This is a genomic window from Chitinophaga barathri, assembly GCF_003807585.1.
GTDB lineage: Bacteria > Bacteroidota > Bacteroidia > Chitinophagales > Chitinophagaceae > Chitinophaga > Chitinophaga barathri.
On record NZ_RMBX01000001.1, the window covers coordinates 16051 to 27690 of the forward strand.

An 11640-nucleotide genomic window follows, 5' to 3' on the forward strand; every position below is an offset into this window, starting at 1 on the left:
CATGATTTTAGGGTGCGGTGCTTATTGTCAGGCGTCATTCTCAGCCGTCAACATAACATTTGCAACATAGTCAAAAATAAAACTATTAAACGATTCCTCCTCTCCTGACAGGAATGCCACTTCCACGGGCATCACTTTAAAGGCCAATTGCATATGTCCGATGCGCTCCCGCAGCAGATGGAGCCTTACGGCGTCTTTTTCGGTGGTGATGATGAACTTCGGCGCCCCGTCCAGCTGGTCAAGCTCCAGTTTGATCTTGTCCAGGTCTTTTTGCGTATAGTAGTAGTGGTCCGGGAAAGAGAGCAGGTGTACGTTTTTGTGCCTTTGCAGCAAATGTTGTACCAAAGGATCCGGCCGGGCGATGCCACAGACCACCAGGATGCCCGCATCCGCGGGTATTTCCGCCGTTTCGTTCGTGAGCATATCGAAGGGCCGGCCATAACTCAGGGTCGTGAAAAACAACCGCTGGTGAGGCAATGGCTGTATTTCCGCCCGTATCTTATCCTGCTCCTGCCTGCTGAGGCCGGGAGGGCATTTGCTGACGATGATGCCGCTGGCCCGCTCGTATCCTTTCCTGCCTTCGCGCAGCCGCCCGAAGGGCACTACGTGATCGCGGGTAAAAAGCCGGCTGTAATCCGTCACCATCAGGTTCATGCCGGGTTTGATAGAGCGGTGCTGAAAAGCATCGTCCAGCAGTATCACCTGCGTTTCCGGCCGGTCCCCCAGCAGCTCAGGCACCGCCAGCATCCGCTCTTCACCCACGCACACGGTGATGTCCGGGAATTTCTGGTGAAACTGCATGGGTTCGTCACCGATGTCCGCGGCCGTGGTGCCGGCGGTTGCCAGCAGGAAACCCTTGGTGCGGCGGTTGTAGCCGCGGCTGAGGGTGGCAATGTTGTATTGCCCTTTCAGCAGGCGGATCAGGTACTCCACATGCGGGGTTTTGCCGGTGCCGCCTACAGACAGGTTGCCTACGGCGATCACTGGCAGGTCAAATTCCACGGAAGTAAGCAGGCCGTTGTCGTATAGCCGGTTGCGTATCCACAATACAAGGCCGTATAAGAGGGAGAACGGGTATAAAAGGTAATTCAGGTATCGCCACACGGGACTTTCGTTTTAAGCTGAAAAATAAAAAATGCCGCCGGGCGTCACGACGGTTTCCATGGGCACATCGCCGCGGTAAACGTCTGCCACCGGCTCCGGCAGCGGATCAAACAGGCAGAGGCCGATGGCTTTCACATCCGGCCTGCATTGCTGCAAAAAGGTGTCGTACATGCCTTTGCCATAACCCACACGCTGCCCTGTTTTGTCAAAGGCCAGCATCGGCACAAATACCACATCGATATCCTGCGGGGCCACCAATTCACCGCTTTCCGGTTCGGGTATGCCGTAGGAGTTATGCACCAGGCGGGTGGCATCGTCCCAGCGGAAATGCTGCATGCTGCCGGTGGCCAGGTACGAGCGGCTCAGCACCAGCTGCACGCCCGGGTACTGCCGCTTCAGCCAGTCCGCCAGCGGGAAAGTATCCACTTCCTTTTTGGCGGCGATGGGTAAAAATAGGTGAATGAAAGAAGGCGTGCCCAGTGTAAGCTCCCTGCAATGTTCCAGCAACGAGGCATTCAGCTGCGCGGCTTCCTCTTCGCTCATGGCCAGCCGTTTCGCAAGATAGTCTTTCCGGATATCCTTTTTGTATAATGGCATTTGATCAGTTCAGGCTTCGTATGATGTTGTATTTAAACGGCCGATAACAGCTGCTGCAGCGCGGGCCGCATCAGCTCCGCCTGTACAGCCACAAAATCGTGGTTCAGCTTGCGCGCCCGCGGGATGCGGGTAATGCGGTGGTAGCGGCTCCAGCTGATGATATCGTCTTCGTTCGTATGATGGTCCCCGTTAAAGATCCAGCCCAGCACCGGCACGTCCGCGTTGCGCAGCGCCATAGCGGTGAGCAGGCTGTGATTGATACTGCCGAGGTAATTCTGCGCCACGATGATCACTTTTGCACCCAGCGCCTTGATGAGGTCCAGCGTGAAATACTGCCCGCTGAGCGGCACCATCAGCCCGCCAGCGCCTTCTATCACCAAAGGTTTATCAGCCTGCTGCAACTGTTTCGCATGTTCGATAATGCGATCCTCGTAAATGGTAAGCCCTTCCGTGCGTGCCGCCAGGTGCGGCGATGCGGGCATCCGGAGGCGGTACAGCTCCTCTTTCACATTGGCCGGCTCACTGAGCAGCGCCCTTACGGTTTGTGTATCCGTTGCGTCCTGCAGGCCCGCCTGCACCGGTTTCCAGTACTGTGCACCCAACGCCTCCGTTACACAGGCCGATGCCACCGTTTTGCCCACGCCGGTACCTATGCCGGTGATGAAGATATTATTCATAAAAGCAAATATAAATCATCATTCAACCAATTACCTTAATTTCGTTTTCCAAGCACCAAAACTTATGAACTACTGCGAAAACATACTGGAAACGATAGGAAATACCCCATTGGTGAAGCTCCACCGCGTAAGCGCCGGGCTGCCCTGCCCCGTATTTGCAAAAGTGGAATTCTTTAACCCCGGCAACTCTATCAAAGACCGCATGGCCGTGCGTATGGTGGAAGAAGCCGAAAAACGCGGCCTGCTGAAACCCGGCGGCACCATCATCGAAGGCACCTCCGGCAACACCGGTATGGGCCTGGCATTGGCGGCCATCATCAAAGGTTATAAATGTATCTTTACCACTACCGATAAACAATCCAAGGAAAAGGTGGACATCCTTAAAGCCGTAGGCGCGGAAGTGATCGTATGCCCCACCAATGTGCTGCCTGAAGATCCCAAGTCCTACTACTCCGTAAGCCGCCGCCTGGCCACTGAAATACCGGATTCTTTTTACGTAAATCAATACGACAACCTGGCCAACCGCGACGCGCATTATGAGCAGACCGGCCCCGAGATCTGGGAGCAGACGGACGGTAAGATCACGCACCTGGTAGTGGCCACCGGCACCGGCGGCACCATCACCGGCACCGGCAAATTCCTCAAAGAAAAGAACCCGGATATACAGGTATGGGCCATAGACAGCTATGGCTCCCTGCTGAAGAAATTCTTCGATACCGGCGAACTGGATATGAACGAAGTGCATCCCTACATCACTGAAGGTATCGGGGAAGACTTTGTGCCGCAGAACTACGACATGAGCGTGATCGATCACTTTGAAAAAGTGACGGATAAAGACGGCGCCGTAATGGCCCGCCGCATCTCCAAAGAAGAAGGCATATTTGTGGGTTATTCCGCAGGCTCCGCCATGGCGGGGCTTCAGCAGCTGAAACACAAACTGAAACCAACGGACGTAGTGGTAGTGGTATTTCACGATCATGGCAGCCGTTATGTAGCCAAGGTGTACAACGACCAGTGGATGATGGAACGCGGTTTCCTCGACGTAAAAACAGTGAAAGACGTGGTGAACAGCCGCCGCAACCTGCCGCTGGTGACCATCGCGCCGGAAGAAAAAGTGCATGAAGTGATCGCCAAAATGAAGAAGTTCGATATAGAACATCTCCCCGTGCTCAAAGACGGGCAGATCATAGGCGCTATTTCCGAAGGCGGGCTCTTCAGCAAACTGATAGACCAGCCCGAACTGAAAGAAGCTCCCGTGGAAAGCGTGATGCATAAAGCGTTTCCAATCGTGGCGATGGATACGCCGATTGAAAAGCTGGCCGTGTACATCAACAAAGAGAACGGCGCCGTGCTCACGCAGGACGATACCGGCGCGCATCATATCGTCACGAAATACGACATCATCCAGGCGCTCGGCAATTAAACCCATCACATGTTGTATACAGATCAGACCGGCCGCGTGGTGGACATCCCTTCGCCGCCGCAGCGTATCGTATCGCTGGTGCCTTCGCAAACGGAGCTGCTGTACGACCTGGGCGCGGATGTCGTGGGCATCACAAAATTCTGCATTCACCCGGAAGAATGGTTCCGAACCAAAACCCGCGTGGGCGGCACCAAACAGGTGAAACCCGAAGTGATCGCGGCGCTGCGGCCGGACCTGATCATTGCCAATAAAGAAGAAAACGAAAAAGACCAGGTGGAAGCCCTGGCAAAAGATTACCCCGTATGGGTAAGCGATATCCACACACTGGATGATGCGCTGGATATGATCACTTCACTGGGCGACATCCTTTCAAAACGCCATGCCGCGCAGCATCTCACACAAAATATCCGGGACCGTTTTGATCTCGTTCAACCGCTTCAAACCGCCATACCCACCGCTTATTTTATCTGGCGCGATCCATGGATGGTAGCAGGGGGCGATACATTCATACATGAAATGCTGCGCGCCTGCGGCTTAAGAAACGTGTTCGCGGATATCCCCCGTTATCCTTCCGTTACCCTTCCCCAACTGGCAGCCAGTGCGTGTAAGCTGGTATTGTTGTCCAGCGAGCCTTATCCTTTCAAAGAAAAACATATCGAAGAGATCAGGGCCTACCTCCCGGATGCGGATATTTTACTGGTGGACGGTGAGATGTTCTCCTGGTATGGCAGCAGGCTGCTGCATACGCCCGCTTATTTCAACGACCTGCTGAAAACATTATGCTGATAGCGCTGCAAAAAGCCTTTCATTGCAAGGAACAATCCCATCATTGCGAGCTTTTTTTCTTTCCCGAGGCAACCCACGCAAATCATCTCCCGTAATCTTCCTGAAAAACCGTTTTTACAAGCCGTTAAAACGAATCTGATAAACAACCAACAACCTTAAACCATCTCAATTATGGAAAGAAGAGAATTTTTGTCCAATATGGGCATCACCCTTGCTATTGTCTGTACCGGCGGTTTGGCGGCCTGCGGCGGGAAAGGCGACGACCCGACGCCTGATCCTCCGGGTAATCCCCCCGGCAATCCTCCCGGAAACAATGCAAAACTTACGGTAGACCTCGCCACCCAGCTCACCGCTGTGGGCAGCTCCATCATCAGCGGCGGCGTAGTGCTCATCAGGCTGGCCGCTTCCAATGTGCCCGCGTCATTCTCCGCGGTAACCAGCACCTGCACACACATGGGCTGTACCTTATCCGGCGTGAACGGCGGCATCATCGAATGCGGCAGCTCCTGCGGCCACGGCAGCAAATTTAATTCGGACGGCTCTGTGAATATGGGCCCTGCAACCGCGGCACTCACAAAATATACCGTTGAGATCAGCGGTAATACCCTTACCGTGAAATAACGGCCGTTATCGCGGTGACGGATGGTATCACCCGAAATCCCGCGCCGTGAAAAATTTATCTTACAAAGGGCTGGCCCGCAACGGCCGGCCCTTTCCATGCTCTGTAATACCAATGTCATTTATCCGGATAGTTCGGTCTGCTAACGGAATGGAATACACTACATTTACTGTATAACCAGAAAAACCAGATCTATATGTCCACGAGCAGCTACTCTATTGTTCTGGCAGCCATTTTATTTGGCGCTGCCTGTAAAAAGTCGTCATCACCCGCCATCATTCCTGAAGAAGAAAAACCCAAACCTGTCGTAGTAACAGCAGTCACCGCAAGAGCGGACAGCCTGGTACAGGTTACTGAAACATTTTCAGGCACGGCCGAGGCAAACCGGCTGGGGCAGAGTTTTCCCGCATCTGATTTTACGCCCACGGGCTTTTACCTCCCGCCTAACATCCCGCTGAAAGTGAACGTGGAGCAGGTGTCCGGCGGCAAATTGCCTATCCTGCTGGTAGGCACCTATTCCCGCTATAAGAACAAATGGAACCCGCAGGAAGTACAGCTGAAAAGCGGTGAAAACACCATCACCGATCCGCTGGGAGGTTTGCTGTACCTGCGTTTCACCGCTACCACACCGGGTAATTCCAGCGCAAAGGTGCGGTTCGTGAGCGGCCAGAAACCCGTACCTTATTATCAACTGGGCAAAACCACGCATACAGACTGGATGGAGGCCCTCAAAACCATGACGGACGTACCGGACGTACAGCTGGTGAGCAACCGCACCATCATGGTAGCTTCCCGGGCAAACGCCGTCGCCTACCAGGTGGAAGACCAGGACGCCGTGCTGCGCCTTGCAGACCGTGTGATCAACATCGAAGATTCCATCAGCGGGCTGGATGGTACTTCCCCGGCGGAAAACGTGAATGTCCACAAATACCTCATGACGGAGACGGACAACTCCGATTACTATATGGTGGCCACCTGGTACCGCACCGCATATTACCAGAATACACTGGCGGCCGTGCTCACCCAGAACGGGCTTGGCAAAGACGGCTGGGGGCCCTGGCATGAGCTGGGCCATATGCACCAGCAGGGCGCCTGGACATGGGGAGCGCTGGGAGAAGTGACCGTAAATGTTTATTCCCTGGCCGTGGAACGCAAGTTTGGCATCACGCCTTCCCGCCTGAAAAAGGACAATGTATGGCCCAAAGTAGATACCTATTTCGCCAAACCGGACGCGGACAAGGACTTTAACGGGGACGGAACAGACGTATGGGTGCGCCTTTGTATGTTCCACCAGCTATGGATGGCTTACGGCGATGCGTTTTACCACCGGCTGCACAAGGCGGCAAGGCAGGAAAAACCTTCACTGGCGGACGATGCGGCCAAAATGAAATGGTTTATGCTGAAGGCCTGCACCATCAGCGGGCATAACCTCAGCGTATTTTTCCGCAAGTGGGGTATGAAGCCCGATGAAAGCGCTTACACAGCCATAGCCGCGCTGAACCTGCCTGCGCCCGCCACGGAGCCGTCAACTTTGCGGGAAAACTAAAAATTGAATTGCCTATATTTGCTTTCCTTTAAAAAAATAAAACATATCATCGTCTATGGGAAAGTACAAAGCCGGCGTATTATTCGGCGAAGAGCTGGAAGCGCTCTACAATGATGCCAAACAGAATGAATTTGCCATGCCCGCAGTGAACGTAGTGGGTACAAACTCCGTGAACGCGGTACTGGAAACAGCCGCCAAGGTAAATTCCCCGGTAATCATCCAGTTTTCTAACGGCGGTGCGCAGTTCTTTGCCGGTAAAGGTATGCCGAACGACAAGCTGCAGGCCAACATTTCCGGCGGTATCTCCGGTGCTAAACACGTGCATGAAGTAGCCAAATATTATGGCGTGCCCGTTGTATTGCATACGGACCACGCAGCTAAAAAATGGCTGCCCTGGATCGACGGTCTGCTGGACGCGGGTGAAAAATTCAAAAAAGAAACCGGCCAGCCCCTTTACAGCTCCCACATGCTGGACCTCTCCGAAGAGCCTATCCATGAGAATATCGAGACATCCAAAAAATACTTCGAAAGAATGAACAAGCTGGGTATGTCCATCGAGATCGAACTGGGCGTTACCGGCGGTGAGGAAGACGGTGTGGACAATTCCGGCGTGGAAAACTCCCTGCTGTACACCCAGCCCGAAGACGTGGCTTACGCTTACGAAACCCTGTCACAGGTAGGCCCCCGCTTTACCGTGGCCGCGGCTTTTGGTAACGTACATGGCGTATACAGCCCGGGCAACGTGGAATTGCGCCCTGAAATCCTGAGAAACAGCCAGGAATATATAGAGAAAAAGCACAGTACGGCTAAAAAGCCCGTTTATTATGTGTTCCACGGCGGCTCCGGCTCCCCGAAACAACAGATCAACGAGACACTGGGCTATGGCGTGATCAAAATGAACATCGACACCGATATGCAATGGGCGTTCTGGGAAGGCATCCTGGGCTATTACAAAGCCAAGGAAGCATACCTGCAGGCTCAGCTGGGCAACCCCGATGGGGCGGATAAACCCAACAAAAAATACTACGATCCCCGCGTATGGCTGCGCAAAGCCGAAGAAACCTTCGTATCGCGCCTGGAAGAAGCGTTCACCGACCTGAACTGCATCAACCGCAACGCTTAATCGTCAGAAATAAGTGCAAAAAGGCCTCCGGATCACCCGGGGGCCTTTTGATTTAGCGAAAAATTTAATTTTATCGTATCTTGCACCACTATTCTTTAATCTAATTATTTAGTACAACATTCAGTATGAGCTGGTTTAAGCGAATCAAACAGGGTATATCAACCACTACCAGTGAAAAGAAAGAAGCGCCGGATGGTTTATGGCACAAATGCCCGAATTGCAAGAAAACGACCACTATGAAAGACCTGAAAGCGAATTTGTACGTATGCGACAAATGTAACTTTCATAACCGTATCAATTCACCCGAGTATTTCGAGATCATCTTTGACGATAACGCCTTTGAAGAACTTTTCAGCAATATCTATCCAAAGGACCAGCTGGGCTTTAGCGACCTGAAACCTTACGGTGCCAGGCTGAAGGAAGCACAGGCGAAATCAGGCCTCTCCGACGCAATGCGCGTTGGCACCGGCCAGGTGAACGGGAACGGGCTTGTAGTGGCCTGTATGGACTTCAACTTCATCGGCGGCTCCATGGGCTCCGTTGTAGGTGAAAAGATTGCCCGCAGCATAGATTATTGCATTGCGAACAAACTGCCCCTGATGATCATTTCCAAATCAGGCGGCGCCCGTATGATGGAAAGTGCATTTTCACTGATGCAGATGGCTAAAACATCCGCCAAGCTCACACAGCTGGCAGCTGCCCGCCTCCCCTACATTTCCCTGATGACAGACCCCACCACCGGCGGCGTTACCGCGTCTTACGCCATGCTGGGAGACATCAACACGGCAGAGCCCGGCGCCCTCATCGGCTTCGCCGGCCCCCGCGTGATCAAGGAAACGATTAAAAAAGACCTCCCCGAAGGCTTCCAGAGCGCAGAATTCCTGCTGGACAAAGGCTTCCTGGATTTTATCACCGACCGTAAAGAACTCAAGAACAAACTGAGCACCCTGCTGGTGCTCTTCAAGCAATAATAACCCTGGGCCGGCCCTGTAACACTGCATGGCCGGCCTTCCCACATCATGGCAGAATTAAAGAACAGATCGGCTTATTTCGAATTTGCGATAGAAGATAAATATATCGCCGGACTGGTATTGACAGGCACCGAGATCAAATCCATCCGCGAAGGAAGGGTGAGCTTCAACGACAGCTTCTGTTACTTTTCCAAAGGAGAGCTTTATGTAAAAAGCCTTCACATCGCCGAATACTCCCACGGCACCTATGCGAACCACGACCCCATGCGTGAACGTAAACTCCTGCTGCAGAAAAAAGAGCTGAAGAAAATGGAAAAGCGGATGCAGGAACGGGGTTATACCATCGTACCCCTTCGTATATTCATGACGGAAAAAGGCATCGCCAAAATGGAGATCGGCCTGGGTAAAGGTAAAAAACTGCACGACAAGAGGGACTCCATCAAAGCCCGTGAAGTGGACCGTGAGCTGCGCCGGAACTATAAGATCTGACCGGTGCCCATCCCTTCCCAGACGCAGCATACCGGGGAATGCAGGTATACCGGTAAATCAAACCGCCGCTTCCATCCGCAATAAATTAACCCCGCGGGTTTCGCGCTTTGTTAAAACCTTCTTAAATTCCGGCTTGTTATACGTATAAATTTTTCTGGCGTACCATTTGCCTGTAGAAACCTGTAAACACAGCTATATGAACAAATATCTCCGTTACCTATCCCTCGCAGTGCTGGCTGTCATGTTATTTTCGTGCAAATCAGGTGAAAAATTATATAACCAGGGCCGTTATGACGATGCAGTAAAAGCATTCGTCAAAAAGCTCCAGCGCCGCCCCTCGGACGCTACTTCCCTCAGCCTTCTGCCACAGGCATACAACGCCGCCATGGAATTCCATGAAGGCCGCGCCAAACAGGCCCTCGCCTCCAACAACGACCTGAAATGGGAAAGCGTGAAGAACGAATACCGTTCCATGCAGAACCTCTACAACATCATCCGCTCCGCTCCCGCCGCCAATGCCGTCGTGAAACCAAAGGACTATTCCTCCGCCATCACCGGCGCGCTGGAGAACGCAGCCGAAGCCCGCTATGAACGTGGTGTGCAACTACTGGAGCGTGGCGACAAACAAAGCGCCCGCCAGGCTTTCGAGGAATTTGACGCCGCCCTTCGCCTGACGCCCAACTATAAAAACGCCAAAGAGCTCCGCGACGAAGCCTATGCCATAGGCCTTGTAAACGTGATGGTCAGCGAAATAGAGGTGCGCAGCCCCTATTACCAATTCACTGCGGACCAGTTCCGCGACGCATTGGTACGTAACCTGCAAACCCGCAATATCAACACTTTCGTGAAATTCTACGACTCCCGGATGGTGCGCGGCGACAGCAAATTCCGCCCGGACCAGTATATGGAAATGCGTTTTATGGACTTTATAGTCGGTCAGACCTATGTGGACCGTTACTCCCGCGACGTATCCAAAGTGATATCGGTGCCGGGCAGTAAAAAAGACAGCACCGGCAAGGCTATTATGGTAGACATCACCGTAAAAGCCACCGTGTTTGTCACCACCAAAACCGTTGCCTCCAACGGCGTGCTGGACTACCGCATCACAGACGTGGATAATAACCGCGTATTACGGCAGGACCGGGTACCCGGCTCCTTTACCTGGCGCAACCAGTTTGGCACTTACCGGGGGGACGAAAGGGCCCTTAGCGAAGAAGACAGGAGGCTGATGGGCGGCCGCGATATACCTCCCCCGCCCCCGCAGGACCTGTTCATGGAGCTGACGCGCCCCATCTACGACCGGCTGGCCAGCGACCTGCAGTCGTTTTACAACCAGTATTAACCTTTTTCCGGCAAGTTTGTTATACATCAAAACCCATGACATGAAAAGAATCCTGATACTATGCCTTGCTGTGGCGGGCGTAGCCTACCTGGCCGCCTGCTCTGCCAACAAGACCAGCGGCACCAACAATGAGGCCGACCTGTACAAAACCTGGAGACTGGTGGAAGTGAACGGGGAAACGATAGATACCACGGGCATCCCCAAACCGCTTGAATTCACCTTTGAAAAAGCGGACAGCCAGTTCAGCGGCTCCGCGGGCTGTAACAGGATCTTCGGCAAGTTCAGCCTTACCGCTCCGGACAACATCAGTTTCCCGGGCCTGGCAGCCACGAGGATGGCCTGCCCGGACATGAGCATAGAAAACAAGTTCCTCGAAGCAAGCAACAAGGTGAACAAATGGTCCGTGCGCCAGGGCATGCTGGTACTGAGCCAGGGAGAAACCGCCCTGCTGCGTTTCAAAGCGAAATAAAAGGAAGCTTAGATATTGTAAAGCGGCTGCTCTTGATGGAGACAGCCGCTTTTTTATAGGGTGAGTAAAGTAAAATTCTAACTTGATCTGTCTAGTTTCATCATGGTTTAAATTCAAAGCCCTACTAACTGGAACTATAAATCCACTATCTTGGTGGCGTGATATTATCCGAAAATGGCCCCATAACCTTTTCAATACTTGCCCATACAATATAATAGTTCCAAGTTTCGCCATCTCTCGAGCATGCCACAAGATATTCGCCGCTGGATTCCTTACTCTCCCGAATATAAAATTCACCACAATCCCTATTGTTATTCTTCACGAAAGCCCTCGCTACACCAATTGGAGCTTCACTTGAAGAACTCCAATTCTTAACGTATTTGTCATCCGTAGGTACGTTTCCAGTATCCTCACAGCCGTCAGAGCTGAGATACCCCCATACTAATACTATCACAACGAGAGCCATAACTATCTTCAAGAACTTATTCATATAT

At 52.7% G+C, this 11640-nt stretch carries 13 protein-coding genes; 9 read left to right on the top strand and 4 right to left on the bottom strand.

Going from position 1 to position 11640, the window contains the following annotated elements:
* Positions 1-27: 27 nt before the first annotated feature.
* Genes lpxK through bioD form a run of 3 tightly spaced genes read right to left on the bottom strand, consistent with a single transcriptional unit; the run spans position 28 to position 2378 of the window.
* Complete coding sequence (gene lpxK, locus EG028_RS00075; protein WP_120514014.1) at positions 28-1104, bottom strand: tetraacyldisaccharide 4'-kinase; 1077 nt, start codon at positions 1102-1104, stop codon at positions 28-30.
* Positions 1105-1116: 12 nt separating this feature from the next.
* Complete coding sequence (locus EG028_RS00080; protein ID WP_120514015.1) at positions 1117-1701, bottom strand: 5-formyltetrahydrofolate cyclo-ligase; 585 nt, start codon at positions 1699-1701, stop codon at positions 1117-1119.
* Positions 1702-1733: 32 nt separating this feature from the next.
* Positions 1734-2378, bottom strand: coding sequence for a dethiobiotin synthase (gene bioD, locus EG028_RS00085; protein ID WP_120514016.1), 645 nt, complete (start codon positions 2376-2378; stop codon positions 1734-1736).
* A gap of 64 nt (positions 2379-2442) precedes the next feature.
* On the opposite strand from bioD, the gene EG028_RS00090 reads away from it, so the two are divergent.
* The 9 genes from EG028_RS00090 to EG028_RS00130 all read left to right on the top strand — a co-directional run bounded on the left by EG028_RS00090 (position 2443) and on the right by EG028_RS00130 (position 11146).
* Positions 2443-3801: a pyridoxal-phosphate dependent enzyme gene (locus EG028_RS00090; RefSeq protein WP_120514017.1), complete on the top strand. Its 1359-nt coding sequence runs from the start codon at positions 2443-2445 to the stop codon at positions 3799-3801.
* Positions 3802-3810: 9 nt separating this feature from the next.
* Positions 3811-4587, top strand: coding sequence for a helical backbone metal receptor (locus tag EG028_RS00095; RefSeq protein ID WP_120514018.1), 777 nt, complete (start codon positions 3811-3813; stop codon positions 4585-4587).
* Between the two features lie 171 nt (positions 4588-4758).
* Positions 4759-5208, top strand: coding sequence for a QcrA and Rieske domain-containing protein (locus EG028_RS00100; protein ID WP_120514019.1), 450 nt, complete (start codon positions 4759-4761; stop codon positions 5206-5208).
* Between the two features lie 194 nt (positions 5209-5402).
* Entirely contained in the window at positions 5403-6752 is a 1350-nt protein-coding gene (locus EG028_RS00105; RefSeq protein ID WP_120514020.1) for a M60 family metallopeptidase, read from the top strand.
* Positions 6753-6807: 55 nt separating this feature from the next.
* A complete protein-coding gene (gene fbaA, locus EG028_RS00110) occupies positions 6808-7875 on the top strand; it encodes a class II fructose-bisphosphate aldolase (protein WP_120514021.1) in 1068 nt (355 codons plus the stop codon).
* A gap of 125 nt (positions 7876-8000) precedes the next feature.
* Positions 8001-8846 carry an acetyl-CoA carboxylase, carboxyltransferase subunit beta gene (accD, locus tag EG028_RS00115; RefSeq protein ID WP_120514022.1) on the top strand — a complete coding sequence of 282 codons (846 nt, stop codon included), beginning with the start codon at positions 8001-8003 and terminating at the stop codon, positions 8844-8846.
* Between the two features lie 48 nt (positions 8847-8894).
* Complete coding sequence (gene smpB / locus EG028_RS00120) at positions 8895-9335, top strand: SsrA-binding protein SmpB (protein WP_120514023.1); 441 nt, start codon at positions 8895-8897, stop codon at positions 9333-9335.
* A gap of 196 nt (positions 9336-9531) precedes the next feature.
* Positions 9532-10677 (top strand): tetratricopeptide repeat protein, encoded by a 1146-nt coding sequence (locus EG028_RS00125; protein ID WP_120514024.1) that lies wholly within the window; start codon positions 9532-9534, stop codon positions 10675-10677.
* 40 nt (positions 10678-10717) lie between these two features.
* The gene (locus EG028_RS00130; protein WP_123864477.1) at positions 10718-11146 is read left to right on the top strand and encodes an META domain-containing protein; all 429 of its coding nucleotides are present in this window, start codon (positions 10718-10720) and stop codon (positions 11144-11146) included.
* A 145-nt stretch (positions 11147-11291) separates the two neighbouring features.
* On the opposite strand, the gene EG028_RS00135 is transcribed toward EG028_RS00130, so the two are convergent.
* Entirely contained in the window at positions 11292-11636 is a 345-nt protein-coding gene (locus EG028_RS00135; RefSeq protein WP_120514026.1) for a hypothetical protein, read from the bottom strand.
* Between the last annotated feature and the right edge of the window lie 4 nt (positions 11637-11640).